Origin of the sequence: Pseudoxanthomonas sangjuensis (genome assembly GCF_010211755.1) — a bacterium.
GTDB classification, from domain to species: Bacteria; Pseudomonadota; Gammaproteobacteria; order Xanthomonadales; family Xanthomonadaceae; genus Pseudoxanthomonas_A; species Pseudoxanthomonas_A sangjuensis.
In genome coordinates, this window is sequence record NZ_PDWR01000030.1 from 1 (window position 1) to 22,656 (window position 22,656).

General features: G+C 69.4%; 20 protein-coding genes and 1 tRNA gene. 15 read left to right on the top strand and 6 right to left on the bottom strand.

What is annotated here, in order from left to right:
- The first annotated feature begins 113 nt into the window (after positions 1 to 113).
- Positions 114 to 2,147, top strand: a complete 2,034-nt coding sequence (uvrB, locus tag CSC71_RS13440; RefSeq protein WP_162374889.1) for an excinuclease ABC subunit UvrB — start codon at positions 114 to 116, stop codon at positions 2,145 to 2,147.
- 3 nt (positions 2,148 to 2,150) lie between these two features.
- On the opposite strand, the gene CSC71_RS13445 is transcribed toward uvrB, so the two are convergent.
- A complete protein-coding gene (locus CSC71_RS13445) occupies positions 2,151 to 3,107 on the bottom strand; it encodes a helix-turn-helix transcriptional regulator (protein ID WP_162374890.1) in 957 nt (318 codons plus the stop codon).
- Positions 3,108 to 3,196: 89 nt separating this feature from the next.
- On the opposite strand from CSC71_RS13445, the gene CSC71_RS13450 reads away from it, so the two are divergent.
- From CSC71_RS13450 to CSC71_RS13460, 3 genes are all read left to right on the top strand, one after another.
- Positions 3,197 to 3,940 carry an NIPSNAP family protein gene (locus tag CSC71_RS13450; RefSeq protein WP_162374891.1) on the top strand — a complete coding sequence of 248 codons (744 nt, stop codon included), beginning with the start codon at positions 3,197 to 3,199 and terminating at the stop codon, positions 3,938 to 3,940.
- On the top strand, positions 3,937 to 4,572 hold the full coding sequence (locus CSC71_RS13455; protein WP_162374892.1) for a LysE family translocator: 636 nt from the start codon (positions 3,937 to 3,939) through the stop codon (positions 4,570 to 4,572). The genes CSC71_RS13450 and CSC71_RS13455 overlap by 4 nt, the downstream gene beginning before the upstream one ends.
- A gap of 99 nt (positions 4,573 to 4,671) precedes the next feature.
- Positions 4,672 to 4,746 (top strand) — tRNA-Val (locus CSC71_RS13460).
- Positions 4,747 to 4,856: 110 nt separating this feature from the next.
- Here CSC71_RS13460 and CSC71_RS13465 read toward each other — a convergent pair.
- Positions 4,857 to 5,858, bottom strand: coding sequence for a LysR family transcriptional regulator (locus CSC71_RS13465; RefSeq protein ID WP_162374893.1), 1,002 nt, complete (start codon positions 5,856 to 5,858; stop codon positions 4,857 to 4,859).
- Between the two features lie 339 nt (positions 5,859 to 6,197).
- Here CSC71_RS13465 and CSC71_RS13470 point away from each other — a divergent pair, with 339 nt between their 5' ends.
- The 6 genes from CSC71_RS13470 to CSC71_RS13495 all read left to right on the top strand — a co-directional run bounded on the left by CSC71_RS13470 (position 6,198) and on the right by CSC71_RS13495 (position 14,268).
- Positions 6,198 to 6,986, top strand: coding sequence for an SDR family NAD(P)-dependent oxidoreductase (locus CSC71_RS13470; protein ID WP_162374894.1), 789 nt, complete (start codon positions 6,198 to 6,200; stop codon positions 6,984 to 6,986).
- Positions 6,983 to 8,185: an efflux RND transporter periplasmic adaptor subunit gene (locus tag CSC71_RS13475; protein WP_162374895.1), complete on the top strand. Its 1,203-nt coding sequence runs from the start codon at positions 6,983 to 6,985 to the stop codon at positions 8,183 to 8,185. The genes CSC71_RS13470 and CSC71_RS13475 overlap by 4 nt, the downstream gene beginning before the upstream one ends.
- A 114-nt stretch (positions 8,186 to 8,299) precedes the next feature.
- The gene (locus CSC71_RS13480) at positions 8,300 to 11,473 is read left to right on the top strand and encodes an efflux RND transporter permease subunit (RefSeq protein ID WP_162374896.1); all 3,174 of its coding nucleotides are present in this window, start codon (positions 8,300 to 8,302) and stop codon (positions 11,471 to 11,473) included.
- A gap of 86 nt (positions 11,474 to 11,559) precedes the next feature.
- Positions 11,560 to 12,309, top strand: coding sequence for an SDR family oxidoreductase (locus CSC71_RS13485; protein WP_162374897.1), 750 nt, complete (start codon positions 11,560 to 11,562; stop codon positions 12,307 to 12,309).
- Positions 12,303 to 12,833 carry a nuclear transport factor 2 family protein gene (locus CSC71_RS13490; protein ID WP_162374898.1) on the top strand — a complete coding sequence of 177 codons (531 nt, stop codon included), beginning with the start codon at positions 12,303 to 12,305 and terminating at the stop codon, positions 12,831 to 12,833. The genes CSC71_RS13485 and CSC71_RS13490 overlap by 7 nt, the downstream gene beginning before the upstream one ends.
- Positions 12,826 to 14,268 (top strand): efflux transporter outer membrane subunit, encoded by a 1,443-nt coding sequence (locus CSC71_RS13495; protein ID WP_162374899.1) that lies wholly within the window; start codon positions 12,826 to 12,828, stop codon positions 14,266 to 14,268. Before CSC71_RS13490 ends, CSC71_RS13495 begins: the two co-directional genes overlap by 8 nt.
- Before the next feature lie 39 nt (positions 14,269 to 14,307).
- Here CSC71_RS13495 and CSC71_RS13500 read toward each other — a convergent pair whose 3' ends face one another.
- Positions 14,308 to 16,056, bottom strand: coding sequence for a glutamine--tRNA ligase/YqeY domain fusion protein (locus tag CSC71_RS13500; RefSeq protein WP_162374900.1), 1,749 nt, complete (start codon positions 16,054 to 16,056; stop codon positions 14,308 to 14,310).
- A 178-nt stretch (positions 16,057 to 16,234) separates the two neighbouring features.
- On the opposite strand from CSC71_RS13500, the gene CSC71_RS13505 reads away from it, so the two are divergent.
- The 3 genes from CSC71_RS13505 to msrA are packed head-to-tail and all read left to right on the top strand — an operon-like array spanning position 16,235 to position 19,421.
- Positions 16,235 to 18,433: a sensor domain-containing diguanylate cyclase gene (locus CSC71_RS13505; RefSeq protein ID WP_162374901.1), complete on the top strand. Its 2,199-nt coding sequence runs from the start codon at positions 16,235 to 16,237 to the stop codon at positions 18,431 to 18,433.
- A 24-nt stretch (positions 18,434 to 18,457) separates the two neighbouring features.
- Positions 18,458 to 18,739 carry a putative signal transducing protein gene (locus tag CSC71_RS13510; protein ID WP_162374902.1) on the top strand — a complete coding sequence of 94 codons (282 nt, stop codon included), beginning with the start codon at positions 18,458 to 18,460 and terminating at the stop codon, positions 18,737 to 18,739.
- Between the two features lie 13 nt (positions 18,740 to 18,752).
- Positions 18,753 to 19,421, top strand: a complete 669-nt coding sequence (gene msrA / locus CSC71_RS13515; protein ID WP_162374903.1) for a peptide-methionine (S)-S-oxide reductase MsrA — start codon at positions 18,753 to 18,755, stop codon at positions 19,419 to 19,421.
- Positions 19,422 to 19,427: 6 nt separating this feature from the next.
- On the opposite strand, the gene CSC71_RS13520 is transcribed toward msrA, so the two are convergent.
- The 3 genes from CSC71_RS13520 to rnk form a co-directional block, all read right to left on the bottom strand.
- A complete protein-coding gene (locus tag CSC71_RS13520; protein ID WP_162374904.1) occupies positions 19,428 to 20,003 on the bottom strand; it encodes a type 1 glutamine amidotransferase family protein in 576 nt (191 codons plus the stop codon).
- Positions 20,004 to 20,035: 32 nt separating this feature from the next.
- Positions 20,036 to 21,010, bottom strand: a complete 975-nt coding sequence (locus CSC71_RS13525) for a transaldolase (protein WP_162374905.1) — start codon at positions 21,008 to 21,010, stop codon at positions 20,036 to 20,038.
- Positions 21,011 to 21,076: 66 nt separating this feature from the next.
- On the bottom strand, positions 21,077 to 21,508 hold the full coding sequence (gene rnk, locus CSC71_RS13530; RefSeq protein WP_162374906.1) for a nucleoside diphosphate kinase regulator: 432 nt from the start codon (positions 21,506 to 21,508) through the stop codon (positions 21,077 to 21,079).
- Positions 21,509 to 21,711: 203 nt separating this feature from the next.
- On the opposite strand from rnk, the gene CSC71_RS13535 reads away from it, so the two are divergent.
- Together CSC71_RS13535 and CSC71_RS13540 are read left to right on the top strand one after the other, a co-directional pair.
- Entirely contained in the window at positions 21,712 to 22,101 is a 390-nt protein-coding gene (locus CSC71_RS13535) for an ArsR/SmtB family transcription factor (RefSeq protein WP_162374907.1), read from the top strand.
- Positions 22,098 to 22,634 (top strand): SRPBCC family protein, encoded by a 537-nt coding sequence (locus CSC71_RS13540; RefSeq protein ID WP_162374908.1) that lies wholly within the window; start codon positions 22,098 to 22,100, stop codon positions 22,632 to 22,634. Before CSC71_RS13535 ends, CSC71_RS13540 begins: the two co-directional genes overlap by 4 nt.
- The last annotated feature ends 22 nt before the right edge of the window (positions 22,635 to 22,656 follow it).

Here is a 22,656-nt window from a genome sequence, read left to right on the forward strand (position 1 = left end):
GGGTCGGGGCAGGGGCAAGTCGATCTGTCCGCGAAGGCGGGTAGCCCCGCGCCGGATACGGCCCGTCGTCGCCACACTGGCTAAACTGAGGGGTCGTCCACCCCGCCACGCCGATGACCGACCGTCTCCAGACAGGCATGTTCCAGCTCGTATCCCCGTACTCGCCCGCCGGCGACCAGCCGCAGGCGATCGCGCGCCTGGTCGAAGGCTTCGAATCCGGGCTTGCCAAGCAGACCCTGCTCGGCGTCACCGGTTCGGGCAAGACCTACACCATCGCCAACGTGGTGCAGGCGGTGCAGAAGCCGACCCTGGTAATGGCGCCGAACAAGACCCTGGCGGCGCAGCTCTACGGCGAGTTCAAGTCGTTCTTCCCGCAAAACGCGGTCGAGTACTTCGTCAGCTACTACGACTACTACCAGCCGGAAGCCTACGTCCCGTCCAGCGATACCTACATCGAGAAGGACAGCTCGGTGAACGAGCACATCGAGCAGATGCGGCTGTCGGCGACCAAGGCGCTGCTGGAGCGCAAGGACGCGCTGATCGTGTGCACGGTATCGGCGATCTACGGCCTCGGCGACCCCAACGAATACTTCCGCATGGTGCTGCACATGGTCCGCGGCGAGCGCATCGACCAGCGCGAGCTGATCCGCCGCCTGACCGAGATGCAGTACACCCGCAACGAGTTCGACCTGGTGCGCGGCGCCTACCGCGTGCGCGGCGAGACCATCGACGTGCACCCGGCCGAAAGCGACAGCGAGGCGCTGCGCATCGAGCTGTTCGACGGCGAGATCGAGAACCTGACCCTGTTCGATCCGCTGACCGGCGAGACGCTGTCGAAGGTGCCGCGCTACACGATCTACCCGAAGTCGCACTACGTGACCACGCGGCGCACCGTGCTGGACGCGATCGAGGCGATCAAGATCGAGCTGAAGGAACGGCTGGAGCAGCTGTATGCGCAGAACAAGCTGGTCGAGGCGCAACGGCTGGCGCAGCGCACCCAGTTCGACCTCGAGATGCTGGCCGAGGTCGGCTACTGCAACGGCATCGAGAACTACTCACGGCACCTGACCGGGCACATGCCGGGCGAGCCGCCGCCGTGCCTGTTCGACTACCTGCCGCCGGACTCGCTGCTGGTTATCGACGAATCGCACGTGACGATTCCGCAGATCGGCGCGATGTACAAGGGCGACCGCTCGCGCAAGGAGACGCTGGTCGAGTTCGGCTTCCGCCTGCCGTCGGCGCTGGACAACCGGCCGCTGAAGTTCGAGGAATGGGAGGCGCGGTCGCCGCGCAGCATCTACGTTTCGGCGACGCCGGGGCCGTACGAGCAGCGCGAGTCGAACGGCGAGGTGGTCGAGCTGGTGGTGCGCCCGACCGGCCTGGTCGACCCGGAGGTCGAGATCCGCCCGGTCGCGACCCAGGTCGACGACCTGCTTTCCGAAATCAACCAGCGCGTGTCGTGGGGCGACCGCGTGCTGGTCACCACGCTGACCAAGCGCATGGCCGAGAACCTGACCGAATACCTCGGCGAGCACGGGGTCAAGGTGCGCTACCTGCACAGCGACGTCGACACGGTCGAGCGCGTCGAGATCATCCGCGACCTGCGCCTGGGCAAGTTCGACGTGCTGGTCGGCATCAACCTGCTGCGCGAGGGCCTGGACATGCCGGAGGTGTCGCTGGTCGCGATCCTCGACGCGGACAAGGAGGGTTTCCTGCGTTCGAGCGGTTCGCTGATCCAGACCATCGGCCGCGCCGCGCGCAACCTGCGCGGCAAGGCGATCCTGTATGCGGACCGGGTGACGAAGTCGATGCAGGCGGCGATCGAGGAAACCTCGCGTCGCCGCGAAAAGCAGGTCGAATACAACGAGGCGCACGGCATCGTGCCGAAGTCGGTGGCCAAGCCGATCGTCGACATCCTCGAGGGCGCGCGCAGCGACGCGGCGGAGGCGAAGGGCGGGCGCGGCAAGGCGCGTCGCGTCGCCGAGGACGGGGCCGACTACGCGGTGCTGACGCCGGCGCAGATCGCGGCGAAGCTGAAGGCGCTGGAGCAGCAGATGTACCAGCACGCCCGCGACCTCGAGTTCGAGGAGGCCGCGCGCCTGCGCGACGAGATCCAGCGGCTGAAATCGGCCAGCCTGGCGGTGTAGGCCTCAATCGCCGGCGCTGCGCGCCAGCCGCCGTGCGTGCTCGCGCAGCGCGTTGCGCAACGCCGCCGGCCGGCGGATTTCGAAATCGAACGGCAATCGCGCCAGTTCGCGCGCGAACCAGTCCAGGTGGTCGGTCTGCGCCGAGAGCAGGGTGCCGTCGCCGTCCGGTTCGAACACGCCGATGGCCTCGAACAGGAAGCGCCGCGCGGTGGCGAGGTCGGCGGCGAAGCGGACCTCGACCGGATGCGTCCGCGGCATCGTCGCGATCGAATGGCGCAGGTGGGCGAGGGCATCGAAGCCTTCCGGGCGGCCGAAGCTGGCCGGCAGCGGTTGCACGTCGAGGATGCGGTCGAGGCGGAACGAGCGCACGCCGCCGCGCAGGCGGCAATGGCCGACGACGTACCAGCGCCCGTTGCGCCAGGCCAGGCCGTAGGCGTCGAATTCGCGTTCGCTGTCCTCGCCCTGTGCGGAGCGGTAGCGCAGGCGCACGCGCTGGCGCGCCTGCGCGGCGGCGCTGAGCCCGCGCAGGGCATCGTTGTCGCCGCCGGACGCTGCGGCGTTGCGGGCCAGGTCCAGCGTCACGGTCTCGTCGATCGCGCGCGCGCGGCGGCGCAACGCGACCGGCATCACCCGTTCCAGCTTGGCCTGCGCGCTGACGGTGGCCGGCGCGGCCTCGGCCAGGCCCAGCTGGCGCGCGGCCAGCAGCCCCAGCGAAAGCGCCAGCGCCTCGTCGTCGGTGAACATCATCGGCGGCAGCTTGAAGCCGGTGGTCAGCGCGTAGCCGCCGTAGCGGCCGCGCTCGGCCACGACCGGGATGCCGATGTCCTCCAGCGCACCGATGTAGCGGCGCAGCGTGCGGACGTCGACGCCGACCTTTTCCGCCAGCGCGCTGCCCGGCAGGCGGCCATGCGCCTGCAGCAGTTCGAGCACGGCGAGGATGCGGGTGGCCGGGCGTTCCATGGCGTCGATTGTGGCGACTAATCAGGGCGAAAACCGACCTGATTATGCGCCAGCATCGTCCGCATTCCCCCTCCGCCGGAGCAATGCCGATGCCGGACCCCGCCTCCACCGTGCTGGAACTGCGCCAGTACACCCTGCATCCGTTCAAGCGCGACGTGCTGGTCGACCTGTTCGAGCGCGAATTCGTCGAAAGCCAGGAAGCCGCGGGCATGCGCGTGCTCGGCACGTTCCGCGATCTCGACGCTCCGGACCGCTTCGTCTGGCTGCGCGGTTTCGCCGGCATGCCCGCGCGCGTGCAGGCGTTGCGCCGCTTCTATGGCGGCCCGGTCTGGCAGGCGCACCGTAGTACAGCCAATGCGACGATGATCGATTCCGACGACGTGCTGCTGCTCAGGCCCGCGTGGACGGGCAGCGGTTTCGGCACGGGCCGCCCGCTGCCGCCGCGCGATGCGGTCGCGGTTGCGCCCGGGCGGGTGGAAGCGCGCATCCACTATCTCGACGCGCCGGCGACGCCGGCGCAGCTGCAGGCCTTCGATGCGGCACGGCCGGCACTGGAAGCCGCGGGCGCACGACTGCTGGCCGTGCTGGTCAGCGAGCCCGCGCCGAACGATTTCCCGCAGTTGCCGGTGCGCGATGGCGAATGGGTGCTGGCGTGGTTCGCGCAGTTCCGCGATGGCGAATCGCACGAGCGCGGCCGCGCGCTGCTCGCGGCGTCGCCGCAGTGGCGGGAGTTCGAGGATGGCTTGTCGCGCAATGCGCCGCGCCGGCCCGACGCGCTGCGGCTCGCGCCGACCGCGCGCTCGCGCCTGCCGGATTTCGGAGGGGCGGCATGAACCATGCGGCGCACCTGTGGCTGTTCGCCGCGATGGCGTTCGGGGTCGTGCTGCTGCCCGGCCTGGACATGGCCTATGTGATGGCGAGCGCGCTGGTCGGCGGCCGGCGCAACGGGCTGGTCGCCACCGCGGGCGTGGTGGCCGGCGGCGCGGTGCACGTGCTGATGGGCGCGCTCGGGATCATAGCGGTGCTGCGGCTGTGGCCGGCCGCGTTCAACGGCATGTTGCTGGCCGGTGCCGCGTACATCGCATGGATCGGCGTGTCGCTGCTGCGCAGCCGCGCGAGCTTCGGCGAAGCGCCCCCGCGGGCCATGCGCAACGGCGCGGCGACGTTCTGGCGCGGCATGGCCACCTGCCTGCTCAATCCCAAGGCCTATCTGTTCATGCTGGCGGTGTTCCCGCAATTCCTGCGGCCCGGGTACGGGCCGCTGTGGGCGCAGGCGCTGGTGCTGTGGTCGATCATCGCGATCGCCCAGGTCGCGGTTTACGGCGGCGTGGCGTTCGGTGGCGGCGGCCTGCGCCGCTGGCTGCAGGCGCGGCCCGGCGCGGACGCGCTGCTCGCGCGCGGCGTCGGCGCGTTGCTGCTCGGGATGGCGCTGCTGACCGCGGCGCAAGGCTGGAGCGGGCGATGACGGCGACGGCGACCGACGTCTCCGGGGCAGGGTCGGGTTGTTCGGCCAGCCGCCAGCGGGTAAGATACGCGGCCCCGCAGCGGCTATCCGCGCGGCAACGGGCGGTTAGCTCAGCGGTAGAGCACTACCTTGACATGGTAGGGGTCACAGGTTCGAACCCTGTACCGCCCACCAATCGAATCAACGGCCCGCGCCGTTTCGATTGGCCGGAATCCAGCCGGCACGACCAGAATCCGAAAACCGCCCCGCGGCCGGGGCGGTTTTGCCGTGCCCGTTCCGGCGCCTCAGGACAGCGCTTCCTCCAGTTCGGGCCGGTCCGCCCCGTCGGCTTCCTCGCCCTCGCCGTGCAGGTAGCGGCCCGACAGCGGGCAGCGCGCCTGCATGAAGTCGATTTCCAGGTTGACCCGCTCGACCAGGAAGTCGATGAACGCGCGCACCTTCGGCGACTGGCTGCGCCCGCGCGGGAACACCGCGTTGAACACGTAGTCCCCGCCCGACCAGCCGGGCAGCACGCGCTGCACCAGGCCGTGTTCGACCATCTGCTTGACCATCACGTCGGCGCCGATGACCAGCCCTTCGCCGCACAGCAGCGCGCCCTTCAGCGCGGCCGGGTCGTTGGCGACCAGGATCGGGTTGATCGCGAACTCGCGCGGGCCGTTGCCGTCGTCGAGCGTCCACTGGTAGCTGTTGCCGCGGCGGTGCTTGGGCATCGCCAGGGTGCGGTGGTACTGCAGCTCGTCCGGATGCAGCGGTTCGCCGTGGCGCGCGAGATAGGCGCTGCCGGCGAACACCTGCGTGCGCAGCGTGCCCAGCCTGCGCGCGACCAGGTTCGAATCGGGCAGGTCGCCGAGGCGCAGCGCGACGTCGATCTCGCCGCCGATCAGGTCCAGCGGTTCGTTGCTGAGGATCATCTCCACCCGCACTTCGGGGTTGCGCGCGTGGAACTCGCCCAGCAGCGGCGCGATCTTGTCGATGCCGATCGAATACGGCGCGGTGAAGCGCAGCCAGCCGCGCGGCCCGCTCTGCAACTGGCCGACCGCGCTCTCGGCCTCGGCCAGCGCGCTCGAGATGCGCTGGGTGTGCTCGTAGTACACGGTGCCGGCTTCGGTCAGGCCCAGCTTGCGCGTGGTCCGGTGCAGCAACTGCGCGCCAAGGCGCGATTCCAGCTCCTGCACCTTGCGGCTGACCGTGGTCTTGGGCAGGCGCAGCGACTTGGCTGCACCGATGAAACTGCCGTGCTCGACCACCTTGGCGAAGATCAGGGTGTCGTTGAGGTCGTGGCTCATGGAAAGCTCCTAGGGGGAGAGGGATTGGCCCGCCATCGGGACGATTATTCCCTCGAATCCAGACTAATCAAGTACCGATTCCGGGCTTATGGTGTCGGCCAATCCTTGCAGGAAAGGCCATGCCGCCATGAACCCGTTTCGTCCCGCACACATCGAGGAATCGCCAGAATCCGCCGAGTACGCCGTCTTTTCGGCGATGCATGCGCTGGTCGAGCGACTGTCGACCGCGGCACCGGTAGTCGGGGCGAGGCGTCATGCATCGGGGGATGGCGGCAAGCATACGGCAATGCCTTCCGCATGGCGCAATGGGATTGTCCCGAATGCGGGAGTAAAAATTCCATGAGCGGGATATTGAACCCCGCAGTACTGGTATTGGGCGCCAGCGGCACGGTCGGCAGCGGCGTGGTCGGCGCATTGCTCGAGGCCGGCAGCCCGGTGCTCGGCGTGGCGCGCGATCCGGACCGGCTGGCACGGCTGGCGCAGCGTTTCGCCGACGAACCGGGACTCGAACTGCTGCAGGGTTCGGTCGCCGACGATGAGGAAGCCGCGCGACTGGCCACGCGCCTGCGCCTGCGTGGCCGGCCGTTGCGCGCCATCGTCGCCAGCCTGGCCGGGCCGGTCGAGCGCGGTTCGCTGATCGAGCGGCCGACCGGCGACCTGCGGCGGCAACTCGAGACGGACCTGCTGCCGCACCTGGCCGCGGCGCGCTACCTGTTGCCGTTGCTGGCCGAGTCCGCGGGGCAGGCCGAAGCGCAGCCGGCGCACTACATCCTGGTCGGCGCCACCGGCGCCCAGTGCGGCTGGGCCGGTTACGGCCACGCTTCGATCGCGGTTTCCGCGCTGCAGATGCTGGCCAAGGTGCTGCACGAGGAAGCCGCGCCGCTGGGTGTGCGCGTGCAGATGCTGTCGCTGGACCATCCGGTCGCGGATCCGGGCATCGCCGGCCGCGACTGCGCGCGCTGGCCCAGCGCACTGTCGGTCGGGCGCCGCGCGGTGGCGATGCTGCTGCGCGACGACCGCCCGGTGAAGGCGGTGGTGCGTTTTTCCGAACCGTGGACGCCGCCGCCCACGCGCACGTTGTTCCCCGCGCCTTCCATTCCTCCCTCCCCCTCCGAGGTATCGCCATGAACTTTGCATCGATCCATTCCCCGCGCGGTTCGCGAACGACCCGCGCCGCGCTCGCCGGCGCGATGCTGGCGCTTTCCGTCGCCGTGCTGTCCGCGTGCAGCGGCCAGGCCAACGAGGCGGCGCAGGCGCCGCCACCGGAAGTCGGCGTCGCGCCGGTGCTGGTCAGGAACGTCAGCCAGTGGGACGAATACAGCGGCCGCATCGAGGCGGTCGAAAGCGTCGACCTGCGCCCGCGCGTGTCCGGCTACATCGAACGCGTCAACTTCCGCGAAGGCCAGGAAGTGAAGAAGGGCGACGTGCTGTTCACCATCGACTCGCGCAGCTACCGCGCCGCACTGGCGCAGGCGCAGGCGCAACTGGCGCGCGCGCGCAGCCAGGCCCAGCAGGGCCGCAGCGAGGCCGAGCGCGCGCGCAAGCTGTCGGAACTGCAGGCGATCGCCACCGAGACCTACGAACAGCGGCGTTCCGCCGCCGCGGTGGCGCAGGCCGAGCTGCAGGCCGCGCAGGCCGCGGTGACGGCGGCGCGGCTGAACCTGGAATGGACCCAGGTGCGCGCGCCGATCGACGGCCGCGCCGGACGCGCGCTGGTCACCGCCGGCAACCTGGTCAGCGCCGGCGACGCGGCCAGCGTGCTGACCACGCTGGTGTCGCTGGACCAGGTCTACGTGTACTTCGACGCCGACGAAACCAGTTTCCTGCGCTATGCGAAGCTGGCCCGCGACGGCCGGCGCCCGAGCGAGCGCGACGGCAAGCTGCCGGTCAGCGTGACCCTGGCCGACGGCAGCAACGTCGCCTATCCGGGCACGGTCGACTTCCTCGACAACCGCGTCGACAGCGACACCGGCACCATCCGCGTGCGCGCGCGGCTCGACAACCGCGAGCGCGTGTTCACCCCCGGCCTGTACGCGCGGGTACGCGTGCTCGGCAGCGGCGAGTTCAAGGCTGCGCTGGTCGACGACAAGGCGGTGTTGACCGACCAGGACCGCAAGTACGTCTACGTGGTCGACAAGGAAAACAAGGCGCAGCGCCGCGACGTGCGGCTGGGCCGCGTCGCCGAAGGCCTGCGCATCGTCGAGCAGGGCCTGGCGGCCGGCGACCGCGTGATCGTCGATGGCGTGCAGAAGGTGTTCTTCCCCGGCATGCCGGTCACCGCGAAGGCGGTCGCGATGGATGCCGCGCGCAGCGTGGCGATGAAGTAAGGCGAATGCGTCCCCCGCGCGTTGCGCGGGAGGACGGGCAATCCGCGATGCGTCCCCGGCCCGCGCGCGAGCGCGGGAACGGTCCCCCGTTTTCTTCTTGCAGGAAATCCACCCATGGACTTCTCCAAATTCTTCATCGACCGGCCGATCTTCGCCGCGGTGCTGTCGATCGTGATCTTCGCCGCAGGCCTGATCTCGATCCCGCTGCTGCCGATCGGCGAATACCCGGAAGTGGTGCCGCCCTCGGTGGTGGTGCGCACGGTCTATCCCGGCGCCAACCCGAAGGTGATCGCGGAAACCGTGGCCACGCCGCTGGAGGAAGCGATCAACGGCGTCGAGGACATGATGTACGTCAAGTCGGTGGCCGGCTCCGACGGCGTACTGCAGATGACCGTCACCTTCAAGCCGCACGTGGACGCCGACGATGCCGCGGTGCGCGTGCAGAACCGGGTGAGCCAGGCGCTGGCGCGGTTGCCCGAGGACGTGCGCCGGCAGGGCGTGACCACGCAGAAGCAGTCGCCGGTGTTCCTGATGGTGGTGCACCTGGTGTCGAAGGACGGCAAGTACGATTCGCTGTACCTGCGCAACTACATGCGCCTGCACGTGAAGGACGAGCTGGCGCGCATTCCCGGCGTCGGCGACGCGCAGGCGTTCGGCGGCGGCGACTACGCGATGCGCATCTGGCTCAACCCGGACAAGGTCGCCTCGCGCGGGATGACCGCCAGCGACGTGCTGCGCGCGGTGCGCGAGCAGAACATCCAGGTCTCGGCCGGCCAGCTCGGCGCCGAGCCGATGCCCAACGGCAGCGACTTCCTGCTGCCGATCAACGCCAAGGGCCGGCTCGAGTCGGTCGAGGAATTCGGCAACATCGTGCTCAAGAGCGGCGCCGACGGCGAGATCGTGCGCCTGTCCGACGTGGCGCGGATCGAACTGGCCGCCGGCGACTACACGCTGCGCGCGCGGCTGGACGGGCTGAACGCCTCGGCGATCGGCATCTTCCAGGCGCCCGGCGCGAACGCGCTGCAGATCCGCGACGAGGTGATCCGGCGCATGGATGCGTTGTCGAAGAGCTTCCCGCCCGGCGTCGAATACAAGTCGATCTACGACACCACGATCTTCGTCCGCGATTCGATCAAGGCGGTGGTCAGCACCCTGCTCGAGGCGGTGCTGCTGGTGGTGCTGGTGGTGATCCTGTTCCTGCAGACCTGGCGCGCGTCGATCATCCCGCTGCTGGCGGTGCCGGTGTCGGTGGTCGGCACCTTCGCCGCGTTGTACCTGCTCGGCTTCTCGATCAACACGCTGACCCTGTTCGGGCTGGTGCTCGCCATCGGCATCGTGGTCGACGACGCGATCGTCGTGGTCGAGAACGTCGAGCGCCACATCGAGGACGGCGCCACGCCGTTGCACGCCGCGCACATGGCGATGAAGGAGGTCTCCGGGCCGATCATCGCGATCGCGCTGGTGTTGTGCGCGGTGTTCGTGCCGATGGCGTTCCTGACCGGCGTCACCGGCCAGTTCTACAAGCAGTTCGCGGTGACCATCGCCATTTCGACGGTGATCTCGGCGATCAACTCGCTGACCCTGTCGCCGGCGCTGGCGGCGAAGCTGCTGAAGCCCCACGATGCGGAGAAGGACCGGCCGTCGCGGCTGATCGAGCGCCTGTTCGGCTGGGTGTTCCGTCCGTTCAACCGCTTCTTCAAGCGCAATTCCGAGCGCTACCAGGGCGCGGTGTCGCGCGCGCTGGGCAAGCGCGGCGCGGTGTTCGCGGTGTACCTGGTGCTGCTGGTCGGCGCCGGCGTGATGTTCAAGGCGGTGCCGGGCGGCTTCATCCCGGTGCAGGACAAGCTGTACCTGATCGCCGGCGTGAAGCTGCCCGAGGGCGCGTCGATCGAGCGCACCGACGCGGCGCTGAAGAAGATCGCCGCGATTGCGAAGGGCATCGACGGCATCCAGAACGAGGTCGCGTTCCCCGGCCTGAACCCGCTGCAGTTCACCAATACGCCGAACACCGGCGTGGTGTTCTTCACCCTGAAGCCGTTCTCCGAGCGCTCGCGCAGCGCCGAGGAGATCAATGCCGAGCTGTACGGCAAGATCTCCGGTCTGCGCGAAGGCATCGCGTTCTCGTTCCTGCCGCCGCCGATCCAGGGCCTCGGCAACGGCTCGGGCTGGTCGCTGTTCGTCGAGGACCGCGCCGGGCTCGGCTACGGCGCGCTGCAGGGCGCCGTGCAGGCCTTCCAGGGCGCTGCGGCGCAGACGCCGGGCATGGGCTTCCCGTTCAGCACCTACCAGGCCAACGTGCCGCAGCTCGACGCCGAAGTCGACCGCGTGAAGGCCAAGGCGCAGGGCGTGCCGCTGACCGAGCTGTTCGACACGCTGCAGACCTACCTCGGCTCGGCCTACGTCAACGACTTCAACATGTTCGGCCGCACCTGGCAGGTGATCGCGCAGGCCGATGGCCGGTTCCGCGACAACGTCGAGGACATCGCCAACCTGCGCACGCGCAATGCCAACGGCGAAATGGTGCCGGTCGGTTCGATGGTGAGCATCAAGCAGACCTACGGCCCCGACCCGGTGCTGCGCTTCAACGGCTATCCGGCCGCCGACCTGCTCGGCGAAGCCGATCCGCGCATCCTGTCGTCGGGCGAGGCGATGGCCAAGGTGACCGAACTGGCGTCGCAGGTGCTGCCGAACGGCATGGGCATCGACTGGAGCGATCTGAGCTACCAGCAGGCCACGCAGGGCAAGGCCGCGCTGGTGGTGTTCCCGCTGGCGGTGCTGCTGGCGTTCCTGGTGCTGGCCGCGTTGTACGAGAGCTGGACGCTGCCGCTGGCGGTGATCCTGATCGTGCCGATGACGATGCTGTCGGCGTTGCTGGGCGTGTGGCTGACCGGCGGCGACAACAACGTGTTCGTGCAGGTCGGCCTGGTGGTGCTGATGGGCCTGGCGTGCAAGAACGCGATCCTGATCGTCGAGTTCGCGCGCGAGCTGGAACTGCAGGGGAAGGGCATCGTCGAGGCCGCGCTGGAGGCCTGCCGCCTGCGCCTGCGTCCGATCGTGATGACCTCGGTCGCTTTCATCGCCGGCACCGTGCCGCTGGTGCTGTCGCACGGCGCGGGCGCGGAAGTGCGCAGCGTCACCGGCATCACCGTGTTCGCCGGCATGCTCGGCGTGACCCTGTTCGGCCTGTTCCTGACCCCGGTGTTCTACGTCGCGCTGCGCAAGCTGGCGGCGCGGCCGCTGGTGCGGCACGACCGGCCCGCGATCGAGGCCGAAGCCGTCGAAGCCTGATCGCAAATACCGGATGGCTGCCGACGGCAGCCGATGGAAAGCTTCGGAACACTCCTTCAACACAAACGGACAAAGGAATCATCGAAATGAACTCGAACTCCAAGATCGCGCTGGTCACCGGCGCCACCCGCGGCATCGGCCTGGAAACCGTGCGCCAGCTCGCCCAGGCCGGCGTGCACACGTTGCTGGCCGGGCGCGACGGCGCACGCGCGTCGGAAGCCGCGCTGAACCTGCAGCTCGACGGCCTGCCGGTCGAGGCGATCACCCTCGACGTCACCGACGCGGCCAGCATCGCGGCGGCGGCGAAGACGGTGCAGGAACGCCACGGCAGGCTCGACATCCTGGTCAACAATGCCGGCATTCTGGTCGATGACGCGACCAAGGGCGTGTCCGGGCAGTCGCTCGAGACCTGGCGCAAGACCTTCGACACCAACGTGTTCGGCGTGATCGAAACCACCCAGGCTTTCCTGCCGCTGCTGCGCAAATCCCAGGCGGGCCGCATCGTCAACGTGTCCAGCCTGCTCGGCTCGATCTCGGAACATCAGAACCCGGCGTCCTTCATCTACGGGTTCAAGGGCGTTCCGGCCTACAACGTGTCCAAGAGTGCGGTGAACGCGTGGACGGTGCATCTGGCCCATGAACTGAAGGACGCCGGGATCAAGGTCAACACCATCCACCCGGGCTATGTGCAGACCGACATGAACAAATCCGGCGACCAGCAGAACGGCGAACTGTCCGTGCCGGAAGGCGCACGCACCAGCGTGAAGCTTGCGCTGATCGGCAACGATGGTCCGACCGGTGGCTACTTCTATTTCGACCAGGTGCTGCCATGGTGATCCAGCTCGATTCGCCGCTGTCCGCCGAGCAGCGCGTCGCCATCGTCGATGCGCTGTACCGCTTCGGCGCCGGCCAGGACCTGAAGGATCGCGGGCTGTTCGAATCCGCCTTCGCCCCGGACGCGGTGCTGGACTTCACCCAGCCCACGCGCGACGTGGGCGGCCGCGAAACCTCGCCGATGCTCGGGCGCAATGCGATCGTCGGCACCGTGTTCGGCAACCTCGAGGACCTCGACACCACGCATACGGTCGCCAACCCGCGGGTGATCGCCTACGACGGCCGCCACGCCGCGTTGTGGGCGCTGGTCGAAGCGCAACACCTGCCGCGCGACGACCATCGTCGCCACCTGCTGCTGAAGAACGTCTACGAAGTGCGGCTTTCGCAGCGGCAGGACCTGTGGCGGATCGAGCACCTGCGCATCCGCAACGTCTGGTGGGACGGCGATCCCGCCGTGCTGTTCCCGCGCCGGGCAAGCGCCGTGCATGCCCCCGCGAACCGAATCCCGGAGCCTTCCGATGCCTAAGACCCCATTCCCCGCGCTGGCCATGCTGGCGCTCGCACTGTCCGCCTGCACCGTCGGGCCGGACTACGTGCGCCCGGATCCGCCGCCCGTCGACGCCTTCGTCCGTCAGGACGCGGTGACGGACGCGCCGGCGCCGGTGGCCGACGCCGAGTTCTGGCGCTCGTTCGGCGATCCGTTGCTGGAACGGCTGGTCGACGCGGCGCTGCTGCACAACCACGACCTGCGCATCGCGCTGGCGAACTACCAGCAGGCCAACGCACTGCTGCGCGACGCGAAATTCGACCGCCTGCCGACGCTGACCGCCAGCGCCGAGGCCAGCGACGTGCGCGCCAGCGCAGGCCAGATGCCGGGCGTCGGCCGCGAAGGCCGCGATTACGAGGACTATTCGACCGGCATCGGCGCGATCTGGGAACTGGATTTCTTCGGGCGCATCCGCCGCACGGTCGAGGCGCAGCGCGCCGAGGCCGAGGCCGGCGCGGCCGACCTGGCCGCGATGCAGGTCGCGGTGGTCGGCGAGCTGGCGCGCACCTATTTCCAGTTGCGCGGCTGGCAGGAACAACTGCGCATCGCGCGCGAGAACGCCGACAGCCAGGCGCGCACCCACCAACTGCTGCAGGTGCGCCAGCAGGCCGGCTTCGGCAGCAGCTTCGACGTCGACCGCGGGCTCGCGCAGCTGGAAAGCACGCGCGCGCGGATCCCGGCACTGGAAGCGGAAATCGCGGTCGCCTCGCACCGGATCGCGGTGCTGACCGGGGTGGCGCCGGAAGCGCTGGTTGCGGAGCTGGATGCGGCCGGCGAGTTGCCGGCGCTGTCGGGGCAGGGCGTCGCCGCCGGCACGCCGGGCGAACTGCTGCGCCGGCGTCCCGACGTCGCCGCGGCCGAGCGTCGCCTGCACGCGGCCACTGCCCGGATAGGCATTGCCACCGCCGACCTGTTCCCGCGCTTCACCCTCGGCGGGCTGATCGGCACGCAGGCGTTCGACGCCGGCGCGCTGTTCGCGCGCGACAGCGAGACGCGCTTGCTGACGCTGGGCATCGACGGTTCGTTCCTCAACGTCGGCCGCGTGCGTGCGCGCATCGCCGCCGCCGCCGCGGCGGCGGCGGGCGACCTGGCCGCGTACGAGCGCGCGGTGCTGGTCGCGCTGGAGGAAACCGAGAACGCGCTGGTGCGGGTTTCGCGCAGCGAACGCGAGGCCGGTTCGCTGCACCGGGCCGCCGAGGCCGGCACGCGCGCGGCCCAGGTCGCGCGGTTGCGCTTCGAGAACGGCGCCATCGACGTGCTGGAGATGCTCGAGGCCGAGCGCGCCAGCCTGCAGGCCGAGGATGCCTACGCGCAGGGCCGGGTGCGCAACGCGCTGGCGCAGGTGTCGCTGTACCAGGCGCTGGCCGGCGGCTGGCCCGACCACGTGCCGGAGGAAAGCATGGCGGGCAATTGATGCCCCGGGGGCACGGCGCACCGTGCCCCCGCCGCGCGATCAGCCCTTCGTCGCCCAGGTATCGCGCAACGTCACGCTGCGGTTGAACACCGGCTTGTCCGCCGTGTGGTCGTAGCGGTCGGCGACGAAGTAGCCGATGCGTTCGAACTGGAAGCTCTGCTCGGGCGTCGCTGTCGCGGCGGCGGGTTCGACGTAGCCGGCGACGACGCGGCGCGATTCCGGGTTGAGGTAATCCTTGTACGACTTGCCGCCTTCGTCGTTGTCCGGGTCCGGCACGGTGAACAACCGGTCGTAGAGTCGGATTTCCGCCGCGACTGCGCGCTTTGCGCCGACCCAGTGGATGGTGCCCTTGACCTTGCGGTTGGCGCCTTCCATGCCGGGGCGCGAAGCCAGGTCGAGCGTGCAGCGCAGTTCGACAACCTTGCCGGATTCGTCCTTCACCACCTCGTCGCAACGCACGATGCCGGCGCCGCGCAGGCGCACGTCGCCGCCGACGGTCAGGCGCTTGAAGCCCGGCGGCGGCACTTCGGCGAAATCCTCGCGCTCGATCCACAGCTCGCGCGAGAACGGCACTTCGCGGGTGCCGGCGCTTTCGTCCTTCGGATGGTTCGGGAACGCCAGCGTCTCCTCGAAATCCTCCGCCACGTTGGTCAGCACCAGCTTCAGCGGGTCGATCACCGCCATGCGCCGCTGCGCGTGCGCGTCGAGGTCGTCGCGCAGCGCGCCCTCGAGGATCGAGATGTCGAGCAGCGAGTTCTGCTTGCTGATGCCGACGCGGTCCACCATGAGGCGCAGCGCGGACGGCGTGTAGCCGCGGCGGCGGATGCCCTGCAGGGTCGGCATGCGCGGATCGTCCCAGCCGTCGACCAGCCCTTCCTGCACCAGCGCCATCAGCTTGCGCTTGCTCATCACCAGGTAGTTGAAGTTCAGGCGCGAGAACTCGATCTGGCGCGGCTTGCCGGCCTCGAACGGATAGCCCTTGTCGGTCAGCGGCTTCAGCAGCTCCGGCGAATGCGCCAGGTCGGCTTTCTCCACGCACCAGTCGTACAGCGGGCGGTGGTCCTCGAACTCCAGCGTGCACAGCGAATGGGTGATGCCCTCGATCGCGTCGCTGAGCGAGTGCGCGAAGTCGTACATCGGGTAGATCGGCCAGGCATTGCCGGTGTTCTGGTGCTCGACGTGCTTGATGCGGTACAGGGCCGGGTCGCGCATGTTCATGTTGCCGGCGGCCATGTCGATCTTCGCGCGCAGCGTGCGCGAGGCGTCGGGGAACTCGCCCGCGCGCATGCGCCGGAACAGGTCGAGGTTCTCCTCGACGCTGCGGTCGCGCCACGGCGAATTGCGGCCCGGTTCGGTCAGGGTGCCGCGGTACTCGCGGATCTGTTCCGGGGTGAGGTCGCAGACGAAGGCGTCGCCCTGCCGGATCAGCTTCTCGGCGGCGAGGTACAGCACTTCGAAATAGTCCGAGGCGTGGCGCAGCGAGTGCCAGTCGAAACCGAGCCAGTGCACGTCGTCCTGGATCGCCTTGACGTACTCGGGGTCTTCCTTGGCCGGGTTGGTGTCGTCCAGGCGCAGGTTGCACCAGCCGCCGAATTCCTGCGCGACGCCGAAGTCCAGGCAGATCGCCTTGGCATGGCCGATGTGCAGGTAGCCGTTCGGCTCCGGCGGGAAGCGGGTGCGGATCGCCGTCTGCCGGCCGCTGGCCAGGTCGTCGCGGACGATCTGGCGGATGAAGTCCTTGCGGGCGGCGCCGTCGGTGGCTGCTTCGTGAACGGGAGTGCTGGTCATGGCTGGAAAAATGCGGGCAATTTGGCATTTTAACCGAGCCCCTCTTGCCGGGGGCCGCGACCGCCACGCTATGCTGCCGATGCGCACTTTTGGAGCGGGTCGTGCGCACGGTTCGTCCGGCCTCCGACCAGGCCGGGCGCCGTTGGTGAAAAGGAGATCCAGCGCGATGGAGCGATCGATGTGGCGTCCGCTTTCGACCGGACAGGGGGCGTGGCGAATCTGGCTGGCATGCCTGTGCGTCGGCCTGGCATCGGCGTGGTCCGCGTGGGCGCAGACCACGGCCACCGGGCGCGCGGTCGACGAACTGCCGTTGCGCATCGTCCTGCTCGACGACGACGCCCGCGCCCACCTCAGCCGTGACGGCCAGGGCATCGTGCTGCCCCCGGACGGGCGCAGCGCCCGGTTCCGGCTCGAGTTCGACCTGCCCGCGACCGCCGGCGCGGAGCATCCATGGGTGCTGCGCTTCAACCGGATCGAGCTGAAGGAGCTGACCGTCGGCGCGCCGGGCTGGCAGCCGCCGACGCAGGATTTCTTCCACCCGTTCGCCAGCGAGGGCCGGCTGCCGGCATCGTTCTGGCGGACGCTGCCCGGCGACTGGAGCGGACCGGCCAGCGTCGAAGTGAGCGCGTCCACCGACCTGATCCGTACCCTGCGCCCGCAACTGGTGCGGATACAGGTGGCGGTGGAACGCGACCGCACCGGGCTGGCGATCGTGGCCGCGCTGTACGCCGGCCTGGGCGTGCTGGGCCTGGTGGCATTGACCCTGCTGCTGGGCTCGCGCGAGCGGGTCTTCCTGAGTTTCCTCGCGGTGATCGCCTCGGCCTTCCTGCTGGTGTCGGTGGTCAACGGCCATGCCTTCGCCGTGCCCGGGCTGCGCCGGCTCGGCGCGCTGGGCGGGCAGGCGGTGAGCCTGTCGATGTTCCTGCTGTGCGCCAGCGGCATCGCGGTGGTGCGCGATTACGTCGGCCCGCAGCGCGCGGCGCCCTGGTTCCGGCGCCTGTCGACGGCCGGCATCGTCGCGATGCTGCTGCTCGCGATCGCCTGCCTGGCCGGGCTGGCGCGCGATCCGGTGCTGATGCAGAGGCTGGTGTCGGCCTGTTGGGTCGTCACCCTGCTGCTGACGACCCTGTCCTTCATCGCCGCCACGATCCGGCGCGCCTGGCTGGCCTGGCCGCTGCTGGTGGCGCTGTTGCCGATGAGCGCGTGCGGCATCCTGTTCGAACTGAGCGTGCGCGGGCAGGTGGGGGAATTCTGGGGCAGCTACGGCTATCTGATCGGCCTGGTGCTGGTGGTGCTGCTGCTGATGGTGGCGCTGATCGGGCGCATCGCCGACTTCCGCGTGCGCCACGAGCGCGAGCGCCTGGCGCGGCTGGCCAGCGAACTGAAGCTGACCCGGCAGTCGGCGCTGGCCGAACTGACCCAGGAACTGCGCCGGCAGCTGCTCGACGTGCCGCTGAAGGACGTCGAGATCTCCGCGGTGCGGATCGCGCTGAAACGGCTGGTGCCGGTGCTGCGCCTGCGTTCGGCCAGCGTGGCGTTGCATCGCGCGGGCCAGGACGACCTGTACATCGTCGAGCCGCCGATCAACGAGACGCGCGTGGTCGCGCGGATCGAGGCGAATGCCGCGCAGTTGCGCACGCTGGCGCGGCAGGAAATGCCGGAGCCGGCGCTGGAACTGCTCACGCCGCGGCGCTCGGTCGATCGCAGCGCTTCGGTCTGGGCCGGCCTGCCGCTGGATACCGGCAACTCGGGCAGCGGCGTCGCCCTGCTCGAACGCAGCGGCCGCGATCCGTTCACCGACGACGAAATCGCCGTGGCGAGCGCGTTCGCCGGCCTGGCGGCGCAGCAGATCGCCGAGGCCCGTTCCACCCACCTGCTGCGCCGTACCGCCGAACTGGACGCCTTGACCGGCGTGCTCAACCGCAGCGCGGTCGATTCCCTGCTGGCGCACAGTTTCGAGGAGTCGTTCCACCAGCAGCAGCAACTGGCGGTGCTGTTCGTCGACCTGGACCATTTCAAGGCGATCAACGACAACCACGGCCACGCCTGCGGCGACCACTGCCTGCGCCAGGTCGCGGAGATCCTGCGCGGCACCCTGCGCGCCGGCGATCACGTCGGCCGCTACGGCGGCGAGGAATTCCTGGTGCTGCTGCCGGGTTGCAACAACAGCCAGGCGGTCGTGCTGGGCGAGCGCCTGCGCAAGGCGGTGGAGCAGACCCCGGTGCACTGGCAGGGCCAGGACATCCGGGTCACGATCAGCGTCGGCGTCAGCTCGCGCTGGGCCTACGAGGACAAGCCGGACGCGGTGGAACGCGCCGACCAGGCGCTGTACACGGCCAAGCGCGAAGGCAGGAACCGGGTCGCCCAGGCGGCGTGACCCGCAGGGGCGTATGCTGCGGCCATGCAAGTCGCTTACCGGGCCGACAACCTGTTCGATGCGCACTTGGCGCGCCACGCGCTGGAGGATGCCGGCATCCCGGCCTTCGTGTTCGGCGAATCCCTGCTGGGTGCGGCCGGCGAATTGCCGCTGTTCGGCGTGCTGCGCGTCTGCGTGCCCGATACCGCGTTGCCGCTGGCGCGCGATGCGCTGCAGGCCGCGGGCCTGCTCGATGCCAACTTGCGCGAGGTGCGTCCAGGCCCCATTTCCGGGGATACGGACGAGCCGGAGCCGCATCCGGCCTAGGAGGCGAACAACAATGGCCAGCCTGCTCGACAAACTCGGCATCGGCGCGTTCAGGCAGCGCCTGCCGCGCGAGGGCGAAGCGTTGCCGGGCCGCGACGCCGAAATGCCGTTGCGCAACGTCCACTTCGTCAACGGACGGCCGTTGCGCGGCGACGCCGAAGGCATGCGGACGATCGACGTCGGCATGGGCTGCTTCTGGGGCGCGGAGCGCAAGTTCTGGCAATTGCCGGGCGTGTGGGTCACCGCGGTCGGCTACCAGGGCGGCACGACGCCGAACCCGACCTACGAGGAAGTCTGCTCCGGGCTGACCGGCCATGCGGAGACGGTGCGCGTGGTGTTCGACCCGGCGCGGGTTTCCCTCGACGAGCTGTTGCGCACGTTCTGGGAGAATCACGACCCGACCCAGGGCATGCGCCAGGGCAACGACGTCGGCACGCAGTACCGGTCCGCGATCCATTGCCACGACGAGGCGCAATACGCCGCCGCCATCGCCAGCCGCGACGCCTACCAGCGGCGCCTGGACGCGGCCGGTTACGGCGCGATCACCACCGGGATCACGTTTCCCGCGCCGGCGTTCTACTACGCCGAGGACTACCACCAGCAGTACCTGGCGAAGAACCCGGGCGGCTATTGCGGCCTCGGCGGTACCGGCGTCAGCTGCGCGATCGGCCTGCAGGCCTGACGCGGTTCAGGCCGCCGCGTATTCGGCGGCGAACATCGCGCGCATCCGGGCGATGTCGTTTTCCCGGTCGGGATGCAGCTGCCGCAGGCAGGCGAGGGCGAAGGACATCGGGCTGGTGCCGGGCGCGGTGATCAGGCCGTTGTCGCCGACCATCGGTTGTGCGCGATAGTGCGCCGCGCCGGCGTAATTCGAGGCGTACTGTTGCAGGAATTCCGGCGAATTGCTGGTGTGCGGCCGCGCGTCGAGCAGGCCGGCATGCGCGAGGGCCAGGGTGGCGCCGCAGATCGCCGCCAGCGGCTTGCCGTTTCCGGCGCGTGCGCGCAGCGCGGCGCTCAGGGCGGGAATCTCGCCTTCCTGCCAGCGGTCGCTGCCCGGCAGGATCCACAGGTCGGCGTCGAGCGGATCGAAATCGGCCAGCGCATGCGGCGGATGGATGCGCAGGCCGCCGATCGAGGTGACCGGCTTGCCGTCGATGCTGGCGACTTCGATTGCGTCGCCGAACCATTCGCGCGCGGCCGGCAGCACCGGGCCGATCTCCCAGTCGGCGACGCCGTCGACCATCACCACCGCGATCTTCGCCATCCCGAAATCTCCCGCACGCGCGTCCCGGCGCTTCAGATCTTTTCGGCGATGCTGTCGCGCAGCGCCTGCAGGTCCTTGGCGAAGACTTCGATGCCGCTGGCCAGTTTTTCCTTCGCCATCGGGTCGGCTTCGAGCGCGGCGGCGTAGCTGGCCGCGGTGACCGGCGGGTAGTCGCCCGGCACGGCGGCGCCGGGCGAGAGCCGGCGCGGCAGTTCGCCGGAATCGGCGTCGAGCTTCTCCAGCAGGTCGGGCGAGATGGTCAGGCGGTCGCAGCCGGCCAGCGCCTCGATCTGCGCGGTCGAGCGGAACGACGCGCCCATCACCACGGTGGCGTGGCCGCGCTTCTTGAATTCGGCATAGACGCCGCGCACGAACTTCACGCCCGGGTCCTCGTCGATGCTCGCCGGCACCTGGCCCCTGGCCACGTACCAGTCGAGGATGCGGCCGACGAACGGCGAGATCAGGAACGCGCCGGCCTCGGCGCAGGCCAGCGCCTGTGCGGGGTTGAAGATCAGCGTGAGGTTGCAGTCGATGCCTTCGGCCTGCAGCTGGCGCGCGGCTTCGACGCCTTCCCAGGTCGCCGCGACCTTGATCAGCACGCGGTCCTTCGCGACGCCGCGCTCGGCGTACATCGCGATGAACTTGCGCGCCTTGGCCACCGTCGCCGCGGTGTCGTAGGCGAGGTCGGCGTCGACTTCGGTCGAGACCCGGCCGGGGATCAGCGCGCTGAGCATGGTGCCGACGCCGATGGTCAGGCGGTCGGCGACTTCGTTGACGACTGCGGCCTTGTCGCCCTGCTGCGCGCGCGCCCAGGCCAGTTCCCTGCCGATCAGCTCGGCGTAGACCGGCAGGTCCAGCGCCTTCTTCACCAGCGTGGGGTTGGTGGTGCAGTCGACCGGCCTGAGGCGCTTGATCGCCTCGTAGTCGCCGGTGTCGGCGACCACGACGGAGAGCTCGCGCAACTGGGCCAGCTTGGACAGGGAAACGGCGGCGGCGGGGGCGTTCATCTGTTCGTCCGGAAGCATCGTCGGGGGGACGGACAGTATGCCTCGCGCCGGCTGAGCCTTCACTGTTCAGCGATGGAAATCGCCACTGGCCTCAGGTTGGTATTCGATGCCGGTCACGCGCAGGCGCAGGTGGCGGCCGCCGGGCGCCTGCCAGTCGATGCACTGGCCGACGGACAGGCCGAGCAGGGCGCTGCCGACCGGGGCCAGCACCGAGACGCGCTGCTTTTCCACGTTGGCGTCGTTCGGATAGACCAGGGTCAGGCGGTGGCGTTCGCCGCTGGATTCGTCGATGCAATCGACGGTGGAATTCATCGTGACCACGTCGCCGGGAACCTGTTCGGGCGGCAGCACTTCGGCGCGGTTGAGTTCTTCCATCAGTGCCGCCGCGGCCGGCAGGCGGCGCAGCGCGGGGCTGTCGAGCAGGGTTTCGAGGCGGTTGAAATCGATGCTGGGGACGATCAGCGAAGGCGGCAGGCCGCTGGCGTGGATGTTTTGCATATGAAGGATTCCTCGGGTTTTCGTCGGTGCAGAAAAGGAAACGGGCGACGCGTCGCCGCGCCGCCCATCGGGTTCCTGTTTGCAGGGCAACCGTAGCCCGGAAACCGGGGTGGTTCAAGCGCTCCGGGGTCGCAAGGGCGGCGCGGGCACAAATGTTCAACCAAACAGTTGACAATTGCCGGCGGCGGCGTATATTCAACCTTATGGTTGACAAATCTCCCGAACAGCTCGACGCCGTGTTCCGCGCCCTGGCCGACCCGACCCGGCGCGCGATGCTGCGCGAGCTCGCCGCACGGCCGCGCACCGTCGGCGAGCTCGCCGCGCCGTTCGACATTTCGCTGGCTGGCGCGTCGAAACACATCCAGATGCTGGAACGTGCCGGGCTGATCCGGCGCGAGGTACAGGGCCGGGTGCATACCTGCCGGCTCGATGCGCAACCGCTGCATGCCGGCATGGAATGGATCCGCCACTACGAGCGCTTCTGGAACGCCAGGCTCGACGTCCTCGAGGCACTGCTTGCGGCCGACGAGGCCGCCAAACCCGCGGCGGCCCGGCCCGCACGCAAACCCCGCAACCCACGGAGGAAACCATGAGCATCGCCATCACCCCCGAAGCCGATTACGGCACTGTCGCCGCACCCGGCACGGTGCGCATCCAGCGCCTGCTGCCGGGTCCGGTCGAGCGCATCTGGGCCTATCTGACCGACGGCGAACTGCGCCGGCAATGGCTGGCGGCCGGCGACATGGCGCCGCAGGCCGGTTCGTCGTTCGAACTGGTCTGGCGCAACGACGAGTTGACCGACCCGCCGGGCCGCAAGCCGGAGGGTTTCGGCGAAGAACACCGGATGCAAAGCCGCATCGTCGAGTTCGACCCGCCGCGCCGGCTCGTCTTCACCTGGGGCGACAGCGGCAAGGTCGCCTTCGACCTCGAGCCGAAGGGCGGCAAGGTCATGCTGACCGTGCTGCACGAGGGCATTTCCGACCGCAACAACATGCTGATGATCGGTGCCGGCTGGCACATGCACCTCAACGTGCTGGAAGCGCGCACCGGCGGCCGGGAAACCGAGCCGTTCTGGGACGGCTGGCTGCGCCTGCGCGGCGAATACGAGCGGCGCGTGCCGGCCTGAGTCCGGGAAAACGAACACGTCG